Genomic DNA, 19,473 nt, shown 5'->3' on the forward strand with positions numbered 1-19,473 from the left:
GGCCTCGGTCTCCGGAAGCGCCGGCCTGCCCCTCGCGGCGTGTCCCGCAAGGTATCCCGGCACGTCGATGGCAATGGGCACGCGCGCCGAGGGCGCCCCCGTCTCAACCGGTTTCATATCCTGCTGCTCTTTTCATCCGCACAATGCCGCGTCCTTTCGCCCGGTGCCTGTCCCGCCCCGGCTTGCCCGGGACGTTCTCCTTGAAGCCCTTCCGGTTTTATATTCCTTTCCCTTGATTTTCAACGCTTTTTTAAGGCCTACGACCCGCTTTCGGACGCTGTCCGCCAAATCCGGCGCCGGCCGCGCTTCACGCCGCCATCCGAGAGGCATCCCCTTGACATGGCCCGATCCATGCCTATCCAATGATAGGTTTTTCAAGGATCGCCGCGGCGCCCCGGAACTTCGCCGCGGCAGCACATCCGTATTTTCAATTCTCTAAAGAAATCCAATTGGATACCGAAAGGAGCAAACGCATCATGACCGACACCCCCAAAGGTGCCATCCTGCAGCGGGACGGAGAGACCTACGCCATCGTCCCGAGAACCCCCGTGGGCCTCTTGAACCTGGAGACCCTGGAAGCCATCACCCGGGTCGTCCGAAAATACAACATCCCCATCGTGAAGATCACGTCAGGCCAGCGCATGGCCCTGGTCGGGATGAAAGCCGACGTCATCGAGGGCATCTGGAAGGACCTCGGGACGGACATCGGCCGGGCCACGGAGCTGTGCGTCCACTATGCCCAGGCCTGCCCGGGAACGGCGGTGTGCAAGTTCGGCGTCCAGGATTCCCTGGGAATGGCCCTGGAACTGGAGAAGATGTACGTGGGCATCGACCTGCCGGCCAAGGTCAAGTTCGGTGTCTCCGGGTGCCCGTTCTGCTGCGGCGAGAGCTATGTCCGCGACGTGGGCCTCATCGGCACCAAAAAGGGATGGCATGTCATCTTCGGCGGCAACTCGGGGAGCAAGGCGAGGGTCGGGGACCTTCTCGCGGAAAACCTCGACAAGGATGCGGCCATCGACCTCATCCGGCGCGCTCTCGAATACTACAAGGAAAACGGGAAGAAGCGGGAGCGGACCGCCCGCTTCATGAGCCGCATCGGCGAGGATGCGTTCAAATCCGCCCTGGGCATCGCCTCATAGCCCCGTTGGTGAGGGCTTCCTTGTCCCTCCTGTCGCCGGCGCCCTGCCCTGCCGCGCCGGCGGCGTCGAGGGCCGATTAAATCTCTTCCACGTCCAGACCTGCAAGATCCGCGAGTCCTTCCCGGTCCATGAGGCGGATCTCCCGGCCGTTGACCTCGATCAGCCCGTCCCCGCTCATTTTGGCGAAGATCCGGGAAAGCGTCTCGGGGATCGTGCCGAGGAGGCTCGCCAAGTGCCCCTTGGAGATGTCGAGCTGCACGCTCTCGACGGCATCCTGCTCCCGGGCGAGATACATCAGATAGGCGGCCAGGCGCTCGGGGACCTCCTTGAGGGACAGGTTCTCGATCTGGACGGTGAACTGCCGGAGCCGCATGGAAAGCACGGCCAGCATGTTGAGGGCGAGGGAGGGTTTCTCGGTGACCAGGGCGACGATCGCCTTCCGGGGGAAAAAAATGAGCCGGCAGGCCGTGATGGCCTGGGCATTGGCGGGAAAGGATTTCCCGCTGAAGACCGGAACCTCGCCAACGGGTTCGCCGGGACCGAAAATGTGGAGGATCTGCTCCTTGCCGTCGAAGGACATCTTGAAGATCTTGACCTTCCCTTCAGCCACGACATAGAACCCGTCGGCATGGTCCCCGTCTGAAAAGATAAGCTCGCCCCGGCTGTACCTGCGATCCACGGCGATCCGCAGAAGGGCCTCCATCTCATCGCCGTCGAGTCCGCTGAAGATCGGTACGCTCCTGATGACCGTGATGATTGTATCCACTTCTCCCCCTTCTCAAAGGATATGGTCCGGCTGAATCGGCGCCGAACCCTTATATCGGATATCGCCCGAAATTGAAACCCGGGAATCCGTTTCCGCGTTTTTTCATCGCGTCTCTTTTCCTGGGTGGCCTTTTAAAAAGCCGATTTTCAGACCGTTCCGCAAAAAGACCGAGATCAAGACTTGCCAGTCCCGAGGAATGCGGCGTGCTTAGAGTACGCCGCAGTGACGAGGGATACGCGTAACGCAGATATCGGTTTTTTTACGGAAACGTCTTTTCTTGACCTAAGTCAATGCGGGCTGCGGACGGATGGGGTAGATTCCGCTTCAACATCAACCGGAACGCATCACGATTTCATCAAGATATAACCCCAACAAGGAGGCAACATCATGTTTTGTTTTCAATGCGAACAAACGGCAAAGGGCGAAGGCTGCACCAAGATCGGCGTCTGTGGAAAACAGCCCGAAACGGCGGCCCTTCAGGATCTGTTGATTTACGCGGTCAAGGGGCTCTCCCTCGTGGCGGTCGAAGGGCGGAAGCACGGCGTCTCCGATGACGCGGTCAACCGCTTCACCTGCGAGGCCGTCTTTTCCACCCTCACCAACGTCGATTTCGACGACGCCCGCTTCGTTGCACTGATCCGGGCCTGCGTGGACCATCGGGAAATTCTCAAAAAGAAGGTGGCGGCAGCCGGCGGCAGCACGACGTTCGCCGACCCCGCAGCCGGTTTCACGCCTGCGGACACCGCGGCCGGGATGACGGCCCAGGGCGAAACGGTGGGGATCAAGTCCGACCCCGACATGAACCCCGACCTGCTCTCCCTGAGGGAGCTGCTCATTTACGGCCTCAAGGGCCTTGCGGCCTACGCCGACCATGCCGCCATCCTGGGGCAGCAGGATGAGGCGGTCTTCGCCTTCATCCACGAGGCCATGGCCGCCACCCTGAACAAGGGCCTGGGCCTGAACGAATATGTCGGTCTGGCCCTCAAATGCGGCGAGGTCAATATCCGGGCCATGGAGCTTCTCGACGCGGGCAACACCGGGACCTACGGTCACCCCGTCCCCACCAGGGTCCCCCTGGGCGCCAAAAAGGGCAAGGCCATCCTGGTCTCGGGCCACGACCTCAAAGACCTGGACACCCTGCTCAAGCAGACCGCGGGAAAAGGCATCAACATCTACACCCACGGCGAGATGCTGCCCTGCCACGGCTATCCGGAGTTGAAGAAGCACTCCCATTTCCACGGCCACTACGGCACCGCCTGGCAGAACCAGGCCCGTGAGTTCGACGCCTTCCCCGGCGCCATCCTCATGACCACCAACTGCATCCAGAAGCCCAAGGAAACCTATAACAACCGGATCTTCACCACCGGCCTGGTGGGCTGGCCGGGCGTCACCCACGTGCCCAACGACGATTTCACGCCGGTGATCCAAAAAGCCATGGCGATGGAAGGGTTCACCGCCGACACGGAGGGCAAGTCGGTCATGGTGGGATTCGCCCGCAACGCGGTCCTGGGGGTCGCCCCCGTGGTGATCGAAGCGGTCAAGAGCAAGGCCATCCGCCACTTCTTCCTGGTGGGCGGGTGCGACGGCGCCAAGCCGGGCCGCAACTACTACACCGAGTTCGTGGAAAAGGTGCCCAAGGACTGCGTGGTCCTGACCCTGGCCTGCGGCAAGTTCCGCTTCTTCGACAAGGAACTGGGGGACATCGGGGGCATCCCGCGCCTCCTTGACGTGGGCCAGTGCAACGACGCCTACTCGGCCGTCCGCATCGCCATGGCCCTGGCCGATGCCTTCGGATGCGGGGTCAACGACCTGCCCCTGTCCATGATCCTCTCCTGGTACGAGCAGAAGGCCTGCGTCATTCTCCTGAGCCTCCTCCATCTGGGCATCAAGGACATCCGCCTCGGGCCGAGCCTGCCGGCCTTCATCACGCCCAACGTGCTCAACGTCCTGGTGGAAAACTTCAACATCATGCCCATCGGAACACCGGACGGTGACCTCAAAGCCATCCTCGGGTAATCCGGGGCGAATCCGGCATCACGTCGGTAACCACGGCGGCGGAGAAATCCGCCGCCGTTTTTTGCTGACGCCCGATGCCTTTCCCGCATTCCCTTCCCTTTTGGGTTGACGGGGCGCGCCGGGGTGACTAAGGTGCGGGGCGAGCGGCGGATGGAGGGCAGGGTCCCTCGACGGCCGTTCCGACAAAAGGATCGCCCCATGCCCCGACAAAAAAAAAAGCGCACTGCCCCCGATAAGAAGGTCGAAACCTTCCTCTATTGCATGGCCCAGATCATCCGGAATTCGGAGGTGTCTTTCGCCGAACGGGCCCAGGCCATCGCCAACCTGCTTCCCAAGTCCTGCGGCGACCCGTCCGCCGCAGCCTGCATCCGCCTCGACCAGCAGGTGTTTTACAGCCCCGGATACTCCGAGGAGAACGCCGCCCAAATCCTTTTTGAACGGATCTGCATTCAGGGCCGGCACCGGGGGCTGATCAAGATCGCCGGACAACCCGAATCCGGGCAGGGTCATGACCGGCCGGCCGTGGGGGAGGAGCGGCGATTGATCCGGACCGTCGCCCATCAGCTCTCCCTCATGCTCGAAAAGGAGGAGGCCGAAATCCGGAAAACCGAGCTGGAGGCCCAGGTCCGCCATGCCGACCGACTCGCGAAAATCGGGCAGGTCGCGGCGGGGTTCGCCCACGAGATCAACAATCCGCTCAACAGCATCCTGGGCTTCGCCCAACTGGCCGCCGGCGCGGAGGGGCTTCCGGAGCAGGCGGCCCGGGATATCGAAAGGATCATCCAGGCGGCCCTCCATGCCCGGGAGGTCGTCCGGAAGCTGATGCTTTACAGCCGCCAGGTCCCGCCCCAGGAGCGCGAGGTCGACCTGAACCTTCTGGTCAGGGAGAACGTCCATTTCATGAAGCACCTGTGCGAAAAGCATCATGTCGAGATCGTCCAGGATATGGACGAAACGCTGGGCATCTTCCCGGCGGACCCCTTTCAACTGCGCCAGGTGCTGATGAACCTGATCATGAACGCCGTCCAGGCCATGCCGGACGGGGGCACCCTCACCATCCGGACCCGCCGGGAGGAGGGCCGGATCACCCTCGCGGTCGAGGACACGGGAACCGGCATGGATCCGGCAACCCTGGACCATATCTTCATCCCCTTTTTCACCACCAAGGAGATCGACCAGGGCACCGGCCTGGGGCTATCCGTCGTCCAGGGCATTGTCGAGGCCCACAGTGCGGACATCCGGGTATCCAGCCGGAAAGGCTCGGGCAGCACCTTTTTGATCACATTCCCCCCCCAAGAAAAGCGAGGATTGACATGACGTCCAAACAGACGCCTGAAAAAATACGCATCCTGATCGTCGACGACATCCCCGAAACCCTGGAGATCCTCCGGCGCCAGCTCTGCGCCGCCGGCTTTATCACGAGCGTCGCCCCCGGAGTGGCCGAGGCCATCGGGATCTTGGAGTTCAATCCCGTGGACCTCGTCATCACCGACATGAAAATGCCCCGGCTGACTGGCCTCGACATGGTGCGCTACATTCGCGAGAATGCCGCTGAAACGGAGGTCATCATCATGACCGCCTTCCCCTGCATCGACAACGCCATCCAGTCGGTCAAGGACGGCGCGGAGGACTACCTCACCAAGCCCTTCACCGGGGACGAGCTGCTTGCCGCCATCGAGCGGGTCCGGGAGAAGATTCTCCTGAGAAGAAGCGCGAGAATGGACGCCCCCCCGTCGGAATCCTACGGCATCATCGGCGAATCCACCGCCATGCGGACGGTCTATTCCCTCATCGACAAGGCGGCCCCCATCCTGGTGAACGTCCTGATCTCGGGGGAGAGCGGCACGGGGAAGGAACTCGTCGCCCGAGCCATCCACTATGGCGGGGACCGGGCCTCGGCGCCCTTCGTGTCCGTCAACTGCACCGCCATCCCCGACACGCTCATCGAAAGCGAGCTGTTCGGCCATGTCAAGGGCGCCTTCACCGGCGCCAAGGAGAACCGGACCGGCTTTTTCCAGATCGCCGACGGCGGCACCCTCTTCCTCGACGAGATCGGCGACGCCAGCCCCAATCTCCAGGGAAAGCTGCTTCGCGTGCTTCAGAACAAGGAAATCCTTCTCGTCGGGTCGAGCCGCGTCCGCAAGGTGGACACCCGGGTCATTGCCGCCACCCACAAGAACCTGCAGGCCCTCGTGGCCAAGGGCCTCTTCAGGGAGGATCTCTTCTACCGCCTCAACGTCATCGACATCCCCGTGCCGCCGCTGCGGGACCGGGAAAACGACGTCATGATCCTCATGAACTATTTCCTCAATAAATTTTCAAAGGAGATGCACCGCCCCGCGCCCCGTTTCTCGGACAACGCCCTCCACGCCATCCTCCATTACCGCTGGCCCGGAAACGTCCGGGAACTGGAGAACATGGTCCAGCGGATCATGGTCGTGGTCGACGAGGACCTGATCGACGTGGTCGACCTCCCCCGGGACATGCGCGGACATGTCCCCTCAAAGACCTGGACCGCCCGCTCCCTGGCCGAGGTCGAGGCGGAGCACATCGCGCACGTCCTGGCCGAGGTCGAGGGCAACAAGACCCGCGCCGCAGAGATCCTGGGGATCGACCGGAAGACCCTCCGCCAGAAACTGACCCAGACATCCGACAAGAAGGGGCGATCGGGGGAATAATCACCGGGAAAAATTTCTCCACCGGGGAGTTTTACCCCGCCCCGCCGCCGCCCACCTGTCTGATCGCGCCACCCCATTGAAGGGTTTTCCCATGGCGCCGCTTTTATTACCCATTGAATTCATTTATTAAAGTATTTTTATGACCGGGTCTCGACATCCCTGGCCCGGTAATTGCTATCTTGATGGGCATCTGGATGGATCCGCCCCCAGGGGCAATGCCAGAGAAACCCAACCATGACTCGCGGAAAGCATATGGAACCGAACATCACGGAAGACAAAACCTATTACCATACCCTGCGCCGGAACATGCTGATCACCGTGGTCGTCGTCTCGTTCATGCCGCTGATCTTCGTGAGCGGCATCATCCTCTATCATTTCCAGACATCCTACACCGAGAAGGTGGCGGCCCACATCGAGTCCCTGGTCAACCAGCACCGGCTGCAGATCGACACCTTTCTCAAAGAGCGGCAAAACGACATCCTCTTCCTCACCGACAGCTATACCTTCCGTGAACTGAGCGATGAAGCGTTCCTGAGAAAAACCTTCGATATCATCAGGAAAGAACACGGCCAGGTCTTCCAGGATCTGGGCGTTGTGGATCACGAGGGCCGCCAGGTGGCCTACGTCGGCCCCTACCGCCTCGAGAAGGCCAGCTACGCCGGAGCGGACTGGTTCAGGAGCGCCATAAAGGAACACGCCTATATCAGCGACGTTTTCTCGGGGCTGAGGGGCACGCCCCATTTCATCGTCGCCTCCCGGGGCGAGTGGAACGGAAACCCGTATATCCTGCGGGCCACGGTCGACTTTCAATACTTCAACCGCGTGGTTCAGGAGATCCGCATGGGTGAAACCGGTTCCGCCTTCATCGTCAACCGGAAAGCCGAACTCCAGACGGAAACCTCCCTCGACATCTCAAAAGACGATGAACTCCTCAGGAACCTCATGGAGCAGGCCCTCAAGACCAAGGGCGATGTTCAGATCAACGTCCTCGAAGGAGATAAAACCCGGGCGGAGAAGCTTTACGCCACAGGACTACTCAACAACGGCAATTGGGCGCTCATCTACAGGCAGCGGATGAATGACGCCTTTGCGGAGATCTATCGCACCTGGTGGATCGCCCTGGCGGTATTCATCGCTGGCGCCGTCGCCATCGTCACCATGGCGGTGATCGTCTCCCGGCGCATGATCGGACGGATCAAGGCCGCGGACGGGGAAAAGGAAATGATGAACCAGCAGGTGATCGAGAGCAACCGCCTGGCGTCCCTGGGGGAGATGGCCGCGGGCATCGCCCACGAGATTAACAACCCCGTAGCCATCATGGTCGAGGAGGCCGGCTGGATCAGTGATCTTCTCGACGAAGCGGAGTTCCATGAGAGCGAGAATCTCGATGAATTCCGGACCTCCCTGGGACAGATCAAGAAGCAGGGGATCCGATGCCGCGACATCACCCACAAACTCCTCAGCTTCGCGCGGCGCTCCGAGTCGGAACGGCAGCTCATCAAGATCAACGACATGGTCGAGGAGGTGGTCGGACTTTTTTCCCATCAGGCCAAGTACAGCAACGTTCGCATCGTGACCAAATACGCCGAGGACCTGCCCTATGTCCATGCCTCCCAGACGGAGCTTCAGCAGGTCCTGTTCAATCTCATCAACAACGCCCTCGACGCCCTGAGGCCCACCGGCGGCAAGATCGTGATCATGACCGGCTGCGAGGAGAACATGGCCGTGATCGAGGTCAAAGACAACGGGCCGGGCATCCCCCGGGCCAACCTGATGAGAATATTCGATCCGTTTTACACCACCAAGCCGGTCGGCAAGGGAACGGGGCTGGGATTGTCCATCTGTTACGGCATATTGAACAACATGGGCGGAAAGATCACCGTTGCCAGCTCCATGGGCATCGGCACGAATTTCAGGGTCTTCATACCCCATCAGGATATGCTGCCGGAAGCCGCGCCCGATTCGCCGCCGGCTGCAGAAACCGCTTTAACCGAAACCCATCAGTCCCCGATCGGAAGTCCATAGCCCCGACGGACGCAACCCAAGGAGAAACAAAATGAACCCATTGCTATCCGACATCAACCTGCTTCTGGTGGACGACGAGGTTTCCTTTGTGGATACCATCACCAAGCGACTGAAAAAACGCAATTTCAACGTACAGACGGCCTACTCCGGCCTGGAGGCGATCCAGAAGCTGGAGGAGAGCGACGACGCTACGGAGGTGGTGGTCCTGGACGTCAAAATGCCGGGCATGGACGGCATCGAGACCCTTTCGGAGATCAAGCGGAAATTTCCCCTGAAGGAGGTCATCATGCTCACCGGCCACGCCACCGTCTCCTCCGCCATCGAAGGAATGAAGAAAGGGGCTTTCGACTATCTGCTGAAGCCCTGTGAAATGTCGGATCTCGTCGAAAAGGTCAACCAGGCCGCAAACAAGAAGCGGGCACATGAAAGCAAGGTCATCGAGGCGCGCATGAAAGAATTCATGCGCAACCGGGCCTGAAGCAGGGGAGGATCATGTCGAACAGCACGCACCCAAAACCCATTGAATTGCTCCTGGTTGACGATGAGGCCGATTTCGTGCGGGTCCTCGCTAAACGGCTCGAAAAAAGGGGGATCCGCGTCACCCAGATCTTCAGCGGTTCCGATGCCGTCCATGCCTTCCTGAACAAGGATTTCGACGTGATGCTGCTGGATCTCAAGATGGAATTCATGGACGGTATCGAGGTGATGAAAGTGGCGAAAGAGTTGCGGCCGGAGCTGCCGGTGATCATGATCACGGGCCACGGCTCGGTGGAAGAAGCCCAGATGGGGCTCGAATGCGGCGCGGTGGAATGCCTTCCGAAACCCTATGAACTGGAGGAACTCCTCGTCAAGATTCAGGAGGCCGCGGGCCAGAATCCCTCCGCCGGCGGAAAGGAGAGCTCAGATGGATAAGATCAACCTGCTTTTAGTGGATGACGAGGTGGAGTTCCTCGCCCCCATGGTCAAGCGCCTGAAAAAGCGCAATTATGACGTCCACACCGCCACCAACGGCAAAGACGCCATTGACTATATCGGGCAGAATCATGTCGACCTGGTGGTCCTGGATGTCCAGATGCCCGGCATGAGCGGCATCGAAACGCTCTCTGAGATCAAACGGATCGACCCGACCATCGGTGTGGTGATGCTGACCGGCCATGCCAATATCGAGGCGGCCGTCGCGGGGATGGAGCTGGGGGCCTTCGATTATCTCATGAAACCCATGAACTTTGATGAACTGGTCTACAAGCTCCAGGACGTATACCGGGAGAAACAGATCAGGGAAGACAAACCATAGCGAGCACGACAGTGTGATGGGTACAAAAACCTGAAAGACGGCGGTCGTCTTTCATCAATCAACAACCCAAAGATCCAGGAGGAAGGGTAACACAATGAAATTCTTTAAAGAGTGGGGCAGATTCATGATGATGGGCGCCAGAGCCCACGCCAATTGGGAAATGGAGATATCCAACACCATCCTCAAAGACAGAAAAAGACTGATGGTCCTGGGATTGCTGCTCATTCCCGTCATCCTGGGCGGCATCGCCTTCGCAGACCAGGTCGGGGACGTCATGCCGCACTTCCTGGGCGGGAAGAAAGCCTACAGCCCGGCGTTTTACAGCCCGTTCATCTTTGGCGCGTCCATCCTCATCGGCCTGGGCGCCGGCCTCATCACCGGCTGCATCGGCGCGGGCGGCGGCTTCATCATCGCCCCGGCCCTCATGAGCGCGGGCATCAAGGGCATCCTCGCCGTGGGCACCGACCTGTTTCACATCTTCGCCAAGGCCATCATGGGGAGCGTCATCCACCGCAAGCTGGGGAACGTTTCGGTGCCGCTGGCGGTCATCTTCCTCATCGGCGCCATCATCGGGGCCACCTGCGGCGGCATCATCAACCGGGTTCTTTACGAGATCAACCCGATCCTGAGCGACGCCTTCATCACGACGATCTATTCCCTCATGCTGGGCCTGCTCGGATGCTACGCCCTGCTCGACTTCCTCCAGGCCAGAAAGCGCGGCGACACGGGAGGGGCCCACGGCGGCAAGAGCGAGGGCGCAGACCTGGGGAACCTCCCCAAGAAGCTCCAGGCCATCAAGATCCCCCCGATGATCACCTTCGACCAGGGCCTCGTCCCCGGCGGCCGGAGCATCTCCTGCGTATTCCTCATCCTGAGCGGGGCCCTCGTAGGGTTTGCCGCGGCCATCATGGGCGTCGGCGGCGGGTTCCTGACCTTCCCGATCTTCGTCTACATGCTGGGTGTCTCCTCCATGACCACCGTGGGCACCGACATCCTCCAGATCGTCTTTACGGCGGGCTATGCCGGGATCACCCAGTACGCCATCTACGGCTTCATCTTCTACACCATGGCCATGGGCATGCTCCTGGGCTCCCTCATCGGCATCCAGATCGGGGCGCTGGTGACCAAGGTGGTCAGCGGCATCACCATCCGCGGGTTCTATGCCATGGCGGTGCTGGCCGGCTTCGTCAACCGGATCTTCGCCCTGCCCGGCAAACTGACCGCCTTGGAGGTCATGGACCTCTCCAAGGGAACCACCGCCATCCTCGACAAGATCGGCGTGTGGGCCTTCTTTATCGTCATCACCGGGTTCGGGGTCTGGGTGATCGGAACCTTCCTTACCAACATCAGCGTCCTCAAAGGAGAAAGGGCCGCATCATGATTGCACGCAAATCAGAGTTCTTCAGAGGACTCGGACTGCTTATCGCATTTTTCGTCGTCCTGTTCGCCATGTTCATTCCCATGTTCAAGGAGGGGACTGCGCTGAACTACATGGACAACCTTTACAACTCCATCTCCAAGGGGTCAGCCTACTACATTCCCGGGCTCCAAAAAGATACCGGCACCCTCGCAGGCAAAACGATCGAGGTGACAATCGACCTCGCCAATGCCCGCCAGGCCGAGGAAACCTCGCTCCTTTTTGAAAAGGCGGGGGCCATGGTGACCCGGAACGACGCCCGGATCACGGTGGCGGGCGACCTGGCCGCCATCCTGGACAACGTCCTTGCGGATGCCGACCTCATGTTCCACAACAAGGGGGAGGAGGTCCGGACAAAATACGGATACGGGGAACGGCAGGTCCTGTTCAACTGGTGGACGGCCCTGGGCAAGATGGACTTCGAACTCAAGCAGCAGGAGAAGTACGATGAAGCCAAGTTCATCGGCAACGTCAACCAGCGGGCCATCGAATGCGCCTATAACTACTACGAAATCGTGCCTGAAAAGATCGGCAACAAGGCGGGGATCGTGATCTTTTCCCTGGTGTTCTACGTGATCTACACCCTCTGGTTCGGGTTTGCCATCATGTTCATGTTCGAAGGATGGGGGCTGCGGCTGGAGCACTGACGACGCAGGCGTTGCGTTCAACACCGCGACATGATGACCACCCCAAAACAGCGCCCTCTTCCGCACCCCGGAAGAGGGCGCAATACGAGCCCATGACAGAATCCATCCTCAACCGTATCTTCAGGCATCGCATTTTCCGGCACCGGTATCTCAGCGCCCTTTTTCCGGGCAAGGCTGAGGGCGTTGCGGCCGAGGACGTCGAGACCCTCCGGTCGGCCTTCAAAGAGCGCTATCACAGCTTCAAGATGCTGCTGGGGGCCAACAACCACGCCCTCGAGATCATGAGCGAGATTGAGCAGGCGCTCCAGGGCCATGCCTCTTTCGACATGGCCTTTGTCCGGGGCAAGTGCACGGAGGTGACGATCAATGTCCACCGGATGATCCAGCAGATGGACCGCCTGGCGCCGGGGAGGTATGCGGGGCTTTCGCCGCGCTACATGGACATCCGGGAGAGCATCGAAGGCATCCTCGCCGTCCGGCGGCCGGATACCGAACATCTGCTGGTGGTCGATTTCGACGCGGTCGGTGAGGATATGGCGCCGCTCGTGGGCAGCAAGATGGCGGGCCTGTGCGACATCCGGAACCGCCTGGGCTTTTCCGTTCCCGAAGGCTTCGTCGTCACCACGTACGCCTTCGACCGCTTCTTTTCGGAGACAGGGATTCAGACCGAAATCAACCGGCGGTTTCAGACGGCGGACCTCAAGGATGTGGAGAATCTCCACGCCCTCTGCTCCGAGATTCAGCAGCTCATCCTGCGCACCCCCCTGCCCGGGGAACTTGCGGAGGCCATCACCTCCGCGTGCGACCGGCTCGCCCAACGCGGCGGGGGCACCCTTCCCCTTGCCTTCCGAAGCAGCGCCGTGGGGGAGGATGCGATCCACAGCTCCTTTGCCGGACAGTATCATTCGGAACTCAACGTCGATCCGGAGCACGCACACTATGCCTACAAGACGGTGGTGGCCAGCAAGTATACCCCCCAGGCCGTCATCTACCGGATGAACCGGGGGTTTCGCGACGAGGACATCCCCATGGCCGTGGGCTGCCTGGTCATGGTCGACGCCGCGGCCGGAGGCGTCGCCTATTCCCGGAACCCCGTGGACGCCGCAGACGATACCGTCCACATCAATGCCGTCCACGGTCTGCCCAAGGCGGTCGTGGACGGTTCGACCCCCTGCGACCTGTTCGTGGTCTCCAAAACCGATCCGCCCCGGGTCGTCCGCAGGGAGATCGCCGCAAAAACAACCCGATATTCCCCGAATGTCGACGAGGGGGTGGACCGCATCCAGGTGGATGAGCGGACGGCGGAATCGCCCGCCATTGAAGAACCCCATCAGACGGCCATCGCCGGGATTGCGGCTGCCCTCGAATCCCACTACGGTCTTCCCCAGGATATCGAGTGGGTGATCGACCGGACGGGGAGCATCGTCCTGCTCCAGTGCCGTCCCCTTCCCCGTGCCATCACCGAGGAATCCGCTCAACAGGATTCTTCGGATTTCCCCGACACCGGGGAAGACGACGCGGATGTCATCGTCGCGGGCGGGATCACCGCCAGCCCCGGCGCGGCCTGGGGGGAAGTCTACGTGGCGGCCAAACAGGCCGACACCCTCCGGTTCCCCAAGGGCGCCGTCCTGGTGGTCCACCAGGCCCTGCCGCGGTGGGCCGCCCTCCTCAACCGGGCCGCGGCCGTGGTCTCGGAGCAGGGGGGCGTCGCCGGGCACTTGGCCAGCGTCTGCCGCGAATTCGGCATCCCGGCCATTTTCGGCGTGGCGGGCGCCGTCACCCGCCTGAAAACCGGTCAACGCGTCACCGTGAACGCAGACCGCCTCAAAATCTACCGCGGGGTCAAGGACAAAGCCATTTCCGGGAGAAGGGCACGCCCCAACCTCATGATCGGCAGCCCCATCCACCAGACCCTCAAGCGCGCCGGGAGGCTGATCATCCCCCTCAACCTCCTCGACCCGGACGCGTCCGGTTTCAGGCCGGAAAACTGCACGACGCTCCACGACATCACCCGCTTCATCCATGAAAAGTCGGTCCACGAGATGTTCAATTTCGGCAAGAACCATGCCTTTCCGGAGCGGGCCGCCAAGCAACTCGTTCACAACAAGGTCCCCATGCAGTGGTGGGTCCTCGACCTGGAGGACGGGTTCGCGGGCCCCTGCGAAGGCAAGGTCGTGCCGATCGAGAACATCGTCTCCATCCCCATGCTGGCCTTCTGGGAAGGGTTCACGGCCATCCCGTGGGAAGGCCCACCGGCCATCGACGGCGGCGGGTTCATGTCCGTGATGTTTCAGTCGACCGCCAACCCGGCCCTGGCCACCGGGGTCCGGTCTCAGTACGCCCAGCACAATTATTTCATGATCTCCCGGAACTACTGCAGCCTCAACTCCCGTCTGGGATACCATTTCGCCATCCTGGAGGCCCTCGTGGGGGAACGGGTGCGGGAAAACTATATAAGCTTCCAGTTCAAGGGCGGGGCCGCGGACGAGCGGCGGCGGCAACGGCGCATCACCTTCATCGGCGATATCCTGGAGGACAACGGCTTTGCCGTCCGCATCCGGAACGACCACATGACCGCCCGCATGGAAGGCCATCTTCAGGCCCACATGGAGGCCTATCTGAAGGTTTTGGGCTACCTCAACCTCCACACCCGGCAGCTCGACATGATCATGACCAACCCCACGCGGGTCGACCACTACGACCAAAAGATCCGCAAGGACATTGTCGCCATTCTGTCGGGGAAGGTTGGGGGGCAGGCAAAGCCGGCCGAACCGGGTTGACAGAACATCTGAAATAGCTTAGTTTAGAACTAAGCTAACAAAAAGGAGCGGCATGATGAAAATCGGCATCCACGAGGCCAAAACCCGGCTCTCCAAGCTCATCCCGGCCGTTCTGGCGGGTGAGGAGGTTATCATTACAAAGTCGGGAAAACCCCTGGTGAAGCTGGTCCCCGTTGAAAACCCGGAAGGCGACAGGCCATTGGGCTTTTACGCGGACAAGATCAAATTCACGGGGGACATTTTGGCGCCGCTGCCCGAAGCTGTTATCAGCGACTTCTGGCTGGGGGAAGACGCCGATGCGGTATCTTCTTGATACCCATGTATTTCTCTGGATGGCGGCTGCCCCGGATCGACTATCTCCAAAGGTCAGGGAGATCGTTCGCCGAAAAAGCAGCCGCCTCCACATGAGCGCGGCAAGTGGCTGGGAGGTGGCGCTGTTGCAGCATCTCGGTCGCGTGGAACTGCCCGACGCGCCCCAGCGGTTCATACCCGAGGCCATGAAACAACTGAACGTCATTCCAATCTCCATCGGCTTTTCCACGGCCATCGCTGCAGCATCCCTGCCCTTGATCCACAGAGATCCCTTTGACCGTATCATCATCGCCGAGGCCGAAAAAGAGAAGATGATCGTCCTGACGAAGGACGGCATCTTTCCGGAGTATGGCATCCAGACGATTTGGTGACCGGCGCCACCGTCCTGACACATCCCCCCATGAGTTTATTCGGGGTCGCGGAACCCGGGGGGCGCTTTCCAACATTGGCCGTGATGGCTTCGACCTGGTTGGGCCGTTGTATTTGAAAATCGACTTTTTGCGAATCCATCAAATTTCATTGACACCAATGGAATCCGACACTATTTTTTTGTGGCAGAATGCATCAATACGACGCTAACTGCAACGGATATCCATAGAACGATACCAGGAGGTAATAATGGCCACCGTATCTTTCAGAATTGACAAAGACCTGGCGCTCCAGGCGGAGCGTGAGGCCAGAATTCAGAATCGATCAAAGGCCAAGCAGTTGGAGTACTGGGCAAAGATCGGCAAAGCGGTGTCATCTCAGTTGGACATTGCGGATGCTTTTACCGTGTCTCAAGGCATCAAAAGAATAAAACTGGAGATTACCCCCCCTGCCCAATCGATTCCCGTAAATTCAGACGTTGTATTCAATGACCTCGAAAATGATAGGGCAAAGGGGCTTCTGTCTGAAAACGTGACGTCTGCCGAGATATACTATGAGGCAAGCACTGAACATCCTGGCTGTCTTGACCGGGTGAATGCCGCCACAAAAAAAAGAGAGGCCGGCTATTTCAAAAACGGTGAATTCAGGGCGCTCTGATGGCCAATCCAAGGCAGCTATGGGTGCTGGCCGGCGGAAATGGTGCAGGCAAGACGACATTCTACAACCTGTATCTTTCCAGGTACGGCATGCCGTTTGTGAATGCAGATGTGATCGCAAGAGATATGGGTCCGGAGAATCCGGAAGACATGGGCTATCCCGCCGCGGCCGTGGCCGCCAAAATCCGGGATGACCTGCTCTCGCAAGGCGTTTCCTTCTGTTTTGAAACGGTTTTTTCCCATGCATCAAAGATCGACCTTGTTGCTCGGGCCAAGGCCGGCGGGTATAACATCATCCTCGTCTACATTCACTTGGTTAATTCAGGCCTGAATGAAGCCAGGGTCAAGCAGCGCGTCTCGGAGGGCGGGCACAGCGTCCCAACGGAAAAGATTCACTCCCGGCTACCGCGGACCATGAAACATATCAAAACAGCGTTGTCCATTGTCGATGAAGCGCGAATCCTGGACAATTCCTCAAGGGACGACCCGTTTCAACAAGTCATTGTAATGAAGGCGGGAAACTATAAAGCCAAAACAGATCCCCTGCCTGAGTGGGCAAGGGACCTGCTTCCCGTCTAACGCTAAAGAAAAACCGCTGTATGGTGAGTTGAAGTCAGATAAATCCTGCGAAAGCGGGAGCCAGATCAATCCGTTCCTTTTTTCTTGGCATTTAGTGCGTTTCGCTTGCGGACTTCCAGCAGGACCCGGATATCTTCACAATCCTCTATGGTTTCCACTTTTCAGAAGCCCCCTATTGGGATTTGTTCTGAGTATCCCGCGCCTGTCTGACCTTAAGAAGGAAGATTTATGATGAAAAAAAAGATAGCGGAATTCGAGAATGAGGATCAGGAAAGGGATTTCTGGTCTGATCATGATGCCGCGGATCATATCGACTGGTCAGATGCGAAGCGGTTATCCTTTCCCAACCTGAAACCATCGACAAAAACCATTTCCGTCAGGCTTCCCGAATCCATGATAGAAGACCTGAAAATTCTGGCAAACAAGAAGGATGTGCCTTATCAGTCCCTCCTGAAAATATTCCTCGCCGAACGCATCAAGGAAGAGATGACATCCCATCACTGCTGACCGGCCTCAGCGGAGAAGCTCCGGTTCATCTGCGCCCGGATCCGCTCGATATCGGCTTTCGTTGGTCTGAACGGATAATTGCGGATATCCGGGCCGGGCCGGGAGTTGGCAAACGGCCGGTTGCAGGCAACCTGGCCGTCGTAGCCTTCGCATCCGCTGGTTCTGAAGGGTTCGCCGGACGAAATCACCGCATCGAGCCTGGCGTCGGAAACGCCGAAGCCTGCTATCTTCCCGTCCCCGTCATAGCTGAATCGCCCGGCCCTGCTCAGATTCCCGTCGATGAGATACCGGGCCAACTGAATCCTCCGGTAGTGGTCCATGGCCGGCATGGGATGATCCGCCAGTTGCGAGCCGGGCTCGGGATAAAAGGAAAACAGGTGGGTCCAGCCCCCCATGTCCCGGATCTCCTGAATGATGTCCGCCATCTGCTTTTCGGTCTCCCCCATTCCCGCGACAAAATGGGCGCCGGCATTGCCCGCCCCGAAAATGCCTATGGCTTCGGCCAGGCGGTTCACGTAGGTGTCCCAGGAATGGGGCCCCCCGACCCCGCCGCCGCGGTATTGATCGAACAGGGCCGGCGTGGCCAGGTCGATGGCCACCCCGATCTTATCGGCCCCGGCGGATTTGAAATCCATCAGGTCATCCCGCGTGGTGATGGTCGGAGAAATCAGCAGGGAGACGGGGATATCGAAGCCGGACCGCAGCCGCCGGCAGACGGCCAGGGTAGCGCCGACGGCCCGCCTGTGGGTGATCTGGGAGATGCAGATCCTCTTGACGCGGTCCTGCCGGGAGGCGATCCGTTCGATGATCTCGTCCGTCGGGTGGGCCGGCCAGGTCACCCGGATAAAACTCTTCTCGTGATACCTCCCCGGGCGCCTGTTGGACAGTCCGCAGTACGCGCAGCGTGCCGCGCAGCCGTTCCTGTAGGTCAGCAGGAGGTTGATGCAGTACAGCCTGGCGTTTCTGTAAAAGATCCCCGGCTTGAACCCCAGGGTCATGGCCGCAGCCAGACTCATGCGCAGAACATCGGGGCTTTCGGCAATGTCTATGTGTTCCGGATCCATCAGGGGGTTTCCTTTTTCATGGCTGCGTCTTCACGGGCCGATCGGTCAGGTCCCGGCCAACGCTGCAGCAGGTGTTGCGGCAGTGGATCGCCAACCCGTGGGACGCCGCGCGGGCCGCGGCCTCCTCGGAAGGCAGGGCCATGCGGTTGACCCCGGCGTCGATGGCCAAAAGCTCCAGGCGCCGGTTTCCCCGCTTTCGGGCGCAGCCCAGGCTGACGGGGGTCCGGGGCATGGCAAAACGCACCTCGGCGATGATGTCCGCCACGGCCTCCGGCGCCGGAGGGACGGCCTTTTCCATCGGTGTCCCCGGAATGGGCATCAGGGAGACGATGACCACCTGCTGCACCGGAAACCGGGAAATCATGGCGACCGCTTCTTTTTCCCCGCGCATCCGGCCGTAATGAATGCCGCAGACGATGTGGGGCACCACGGGAATCCCGGCCCGCTGCAGGGCCGCCAGGGCCGAGTCAATGCGGTCCACGCCGAAGGGCAGATGACAGACGGTCCGGAGGGTTTCATCGTCACCGATGACATCGATCAGGGCCTGGTCCACGCCGGCCTGTTTCAGCCCCAGGGCGTCCCGGTCATCGACCAGGCCGCTGTGAACGGAGATGAACAGACCCGTTTCGGCCTTGACCTCCCGGATCGCAGGAATAAAGCGATGCCACGGCAGCCGCCCCCCGGTATCGCATCCGCCGCTGATCAGCACGCCCAGGCAGCCCCCGGCCGCCAGCCGGCGGCAACGGGCCACGAGCTGATCGGGGGAGCTGACGTGAACCATCTGGCCCAGAAGCGCGCCCCGGCAATGATCGCACCCCAGGGCGCATTCGCCGCCGGTGATCGACAGCACCGGGTATCTTCCCCGGACGCCGTCCTGAATGAACATGCCCGGCAGGTAAAATTCGATGGTCTTGCCCAGATGCCGCCAGGAAAGCTCCCGGGCCGCCCGCAATCGCTCGGCAATAGATTCGGCCCTATGCATAATAGTCCCGAAAGGCGATCCAGCACAACCGGACCGTGCGTGAAAAATCCCCCCAGCCGGATTCCATGGCCCGGCGGCGCCGGTAGGCCCGGTCGAGGGCGCCCCCGTAGAAATCCTGCCAAGCTTCATCATAGCGGGTGAGCACCCCGGCATCATCCTTTTCGACGGCCCGGGCGGCCCATTTGCCCGCCATCCCGCCGCAGACGACCGCGGCGGCGATCCCGGCGCCGGTGACGGGGTGG

19 protein-coding genes and 1 pseudogene are annotated in these 19,473 nt (G+C 60.3%); 16 read left to right on the top strand and 4 right to left on the bottom strand.

Annotated features, from left to right (window positions below; translation table 11 throughout):
• The first annotated feature begins 476 nt into the window (after positions 1–476).
• Positions 477–1,139: an NAD(P)/FAD-dependent oxidoreductase gene (locus ACEW8N_RS18590; RefSeq protein ID WP_373501360.1), complete on the top strand. Its 663-nt coding sequence runs from the start codon at positions 477–479 to the stop codon at positions 1,137–1,139.
• Between the two features lie 76 nt (positions 1,140–1,215).
• On the opposite strand, the gene ACEW8N_RS18595 is transcribed toward ACEW8N_RS18590, so the two are convergent.
• The gene (locus tag ACEW8N_RS18595; RefSeq protein ID WP_373501361.1) at positions 1,216–1,905 is read right to left on the bottom strand and encodes a Crp/Fnr family transcriptional regulator; all 690 of its coding nucleotides are present in this window, start codon (positions 1,903–1,905) and stop codon (positions 1,216–1,218) included.
• A 387-nt stretch (positions 1,906–2,292) separates the two neighbouring features.
• On the opposite strand from ACEW8N_RS18595, the gene hcp reads away from it, so the two are divergent.
• The 15 genes from hcp (at position 2,293) to ACEW8N_RS18670 (ending at position 17,185) form a co-directional block, all read left to right on the top strand.
• Positions 2,293–3,921, top strand: coding sequence for a hydroxylamine reductase (gene hcp / locus ACEW8N_RS18600; RefSeq protein ID WP_373501362.1), 1,629 nt, complete (start codon positions 2,293–2,295; stop codon positions 3,919–3,921).
• Positions 3,922–4,119: 198 nt separating this feature from the next.
• Positions 4,120–5,238 (top strand): sensor histidine kinase, encoded by a 1,119-nt coding sequence (locus tag ACEW8N_RS18605; RefSeq protein ID WP_373501363.1) that lies wholly within the window; start codon positions 4,120–4,122, stop codon positions 5,236–5,238.
• Positions 5,235–6,599 carry a sigma-54-dependent transcriptional regulator gene (locus ACEW8N_RS18610; RefSeq protein WP_373501364.1) on the top strand — a complete coding sequence of 455 codons (1,365 nt, stop codon included), beginning with the start codon at positions 5,235–5,237 and terminating at the stop codon, positions 6,597–6,599. The genes ACEW8N_RS18605 and ACEW8N_RS18610 overlap by 4 nt, the downstream gene beginning before the upstream one ends.
• Positions 6,600–6,851: 252 nt before the next feature.
• Complete coding sequence (locus ACEW8N_RS18615) at positions 6,852–8,624, top strand: ATP-binding protein (protein ID WP_373501365.1); 1,773 nt, start codon at positions 6,852–6,854, stop codon at positions 8,622–8,624.
• Positions 8,625–8,655: 31 nt separating this feature from the next.
• Entirely contained in the window at positions 8,656–9,102 is a 447-nt protein-coding gene (locus ACEW8N_RS18620; protein WP_373501366.1) for a response regulator, read from the top strand.
• A gap of 14 nt (positions 9,103–9,116) precedes the next feature.
• Positions 9,117–9,536, top strand: coding sequence for a response regulator (locus tag ACEW8N_RS18625; protein ID WP_373501367.1), 420 nt, complete (start codon positions 9,117–9,119; stop codon positions 9,534–9,536).
• Positions 9,529–9,918: a response regulator gene (locus ACEW8N_RS18630; RefSeq protein ID WP_373501368.1), complete on the top strand. Its 390-nt coding sequence runs from the start codon at positions 9,529–9,531 to the stop codon at positions 9,916–9,918. The genes ACEW8N_RS18625 and ACEW8N_RS18630 overlap by 8 nt, the downstream gene beginning before the upstream one ends.
• Positions 9,919–10,012: 94 nt before the next feature.
• The gene (locus ACEW8N_RS18635) at positions 10,013–11,299 is read left to right on the top strand and encodes a sulfite exporter TauE/SafE family protein (protein WP_373501369.1); all 1,287 of its coding nucleotides are present in this window, start codon (positions 10,013–10,015) and stop codon (positions 11,297–11,299) included.
• On the top strand, positions 11,296–11,982 hold the full coding sequence (locus ACEW8N_RS18640) for a hypothetical protein (RefSeq protein ID WP_373501370.1): 687 nt from the start codon (positions 11,296–11,298) through the stop codon (positions 11,980–11,982). Before ACEW8N_RS18635 ends, ACEW8N_RS18640 begins: the two co-directional genes overlap by 4 nt.
• Positions 11,983–12,074: 92 nt before the next feature.
• On the top strand, positions 12,075–14,762 hold the full coding sequence (locus tag ACEW8N_RS18645) for a PEP/pyruvate-binding domain-containing protein (protein WP_373501371.1): 2,688 nt from the start codon (positions 12,075–12,077) through the stop codon (positions 14,760–14,762).
• A gap of 52 nt (positions 14,763–14,814) precedes the next feature.
• Positions 14,815–15,075, top strand: coding sequence for a type II toxin-antitoxin system Phd/YefM family antitoxin (locus tag ACEW8N_RS18650; RefSeq protein WP_373501372.1), 261 nt, complete (start codon positions 14,815–14,817; stop codon positions 15,073–15,075).
• The gene (locus tag ACEW8N_RS18655) at positions 15,059–15,445 is read left to right on the top strand and encodes a type II toxin-antitoxin system VapC family toxin (protein ID WP_373501373.1); all 387 of its coding nucleotides are present in this window, start codon (positions 15,059–15,061) and stop codon (positions 15,443–15,445) included. Before ACEW8N_RS18650 ends, ACEW8N_RS18655 begins: the two co-directional genes overlap by 17 nt.
• A gap of 247 nt (positions 15,446–15,692) precedes the next feature.
• Positions 15,693–16,100 (top strand): hypothetical protein, encoded by a 408-nt coding sequence (locus ACEW8N_RS18660; RefSeq protein ID WP_373501374.1) that lies wholly within the window; start codon positions 15,693–15,695, stop codon positions 16,098–16,100.
• Positions 16,100–16,678, top strand: a complete 579-nt coding sequence (locus ACEW8N_RS18665; RefSeq protein ID WP_373501375.1) for a zeta toxin family protein — start codon at positions 16,100–16,102, stop codon at positions 16,676–16,678. Before ACEW8N_RS18660 ends, ACEW8N_RS18665 begins: the two co-directional genes overlap by 1 nt.
• Before the next feature lie 228 nt (positions 16,679–16,906).
• A complete protein-coding gene (locus ACEW8N_RS18670) occupies positions 16,907–17,185 on the top strand; it encodes a BrnA antitoxin family protein (RefSeq protein WP_373501376.1) in 279 nt (92 codons plus the stop codon).
• Here ACEW8N_RS18670 and ACEW8N_RS18675 read toward each other — a convergent pair.
• From ACEW8N_RS18675 to ACEW8N_RS18685, 3 genes and pseudogenes are all read right to left on the bottom strand, one after another.
• Positions 17,176–18,249 (bottom strand): radical SAM protein, encoded by a 1,074-nt coding sequence (locus ACEW8N_RS18675; protein WP_373501377.1) that lies wholly within the window; start codon positions 18,247–18,249, stop codon positions 17,176–17,178. The genes ACEW8N_RS18670 and ACEW8N_RS18675 overlap by 10 nt on opposite strands.
• A 16-nt stretch (positions 18,250–18,265) precedes the next feature.
• A complete protein-coding gene (locus ACEW8N_RS18680) occupies positions 18,266–19,231 on the bottom strand; it encodes a radical SAM protein (protein WP_373501378.1) in 966 nt (321 codons plus the stop codon).
• Positions 19,224–19,473 (bottom strand): annotated as a pseudogene (locus ACEW8N_RS18685) (NAD(P)/FAD-dependent oxidoreductase); the annotation flags it as partial. The gene ACEW8N_RS18680 and the pseudogene ACEW8N_RS18685, both read right to left, overlap by 8 nt.

This window comes from Desulfococcus sp., assembly GCF_041737845.1.
Lineage (GTDB): Bacteria > Desulfobacterota > Desulfobacteria > Desulfobacterales > Desulfococcaceae > Desulfococcus.

Coding starts and splice junctions, on each gene's coding strand:
- ACEW8N_RS18590 (WP_373501360.1), top strand. CDS start 477: ATGACCGACACCCCCAAAGGTGCCATCCTGCAGCGGGACGGAGAGACC.
- hcp (WP_373501362.1), top strand. CDS start 2,293: ATGTTTTGTTTTCAATGCGAACAAACGGCAAAGGGCGAAGGCTGCACC.
- ACEW8N_RS18605 (WP_373501363.1), top strand. CDS start 4,120: ATGCCCCGACAAAAAAAAAAGCGCACTGCCCCCGATAAGAAGGTCGAA.
- ACEW8N_RS18610 (WP_373501364.1), top strand. CDS start 5,235: ATGACGTCCAAACAGACGCCTGAAAAAATACGCATCCTGATCGTCGAC.
- ACEW8N_RS18615 (WP_373501365.1), top strand. CDS start 6,852: ATGGAACCGAACATCACGGAAGACAAAACCTATTACCATACCCTGCGC.
- ACEW8N_RS18620 (WP_373501366.1), top strand. CDS start 8,656: ATGAACCCATTGCTATCCGACATCAACCTGCTTCTGGTGGACGACGAG.
- ACEW8N_RS18625 (WP_373501367.1), top strand. CDS start 9,117: ATGTCGAACAGCACGCACCCAAAACCCATTGAATTGCTCCTGGTTGAC.
- ACEW8N_RS18630 (WP_373501368.1), top strand. CDS start 9,529: ATGGATAAGATCAACCTGCTTTTAGTGGATGACGAGGTGGAGTTCCTC.
- ACEW8N_RS18635 (WP_373501369.1), top strand. CDS start 10,013: ATGAAATTCTTTAAAGAGTGGGGCAGATTCATGATGATGGGCGCCAGA.
- ACEW8N_RS18640 (WP_373501370.1), top strand. CDS start 11,296: ATGATTGCACGCAAATCAGAGTTCTTCAGAGGACTCGGACTGCTTATC.
- ACEW8N_RS18645 (WP_373501371.1), top strand. CDS start 12,075: ATGACAGAATCCATCCTCAACCGTATCTTCAGGCATCGCATTTTCCGG.
- ACEW8N_RS18650 (WP_373501372.1), top strand. CDS start 14,815: ATGATGAAAATCGGCATCCACGAGGCCAAAACCCGGCTCTCCAAGCTC.
- ACEW8N_RS18655 (WP_373501373.1), top strand. CDS start 15,059: ATGCGGTATCTTCTTGATACCCATGTATTTCTCTGGATGGCGGCTGCC.
- ACEW8N_RS18660 (WP_373501374.1), top strand. CDS start 15,693: ATGGCCACCGTATCTTTCAGAATTGACAAAGACCTGGCGCTCCAGGCG.
- ACEW8N_RS18665 (WP_373501375.1), top strand. CDS start 16,100: ATGGCCAATCCAAGGCAGCTATGGGTGCTGGCCGGCGGAAATGGTGCA.
- ACEW8N_RS18670 (WP_373501376.1), top strand. CDS start 16,907: ATGATGAAAAAAAAGATAGCGGAATTCGAGAATGAGGATCAGGAAAGG.
- ACEW8N_RS18675 (WP_373501377.1), bottom strand. CDS start 18,249: ATGGATCCGGAACACATAGACATTGCCGAAAGCCCCGATGTTCTGCGC.
- ACEW8N_RS18680 (WP_373501378.1), bottom strand. CDS start 19,231: ATGCATAGGGCCGAATCTATTGCCGAGCGATTGCGGGCGGCCCGGGAG.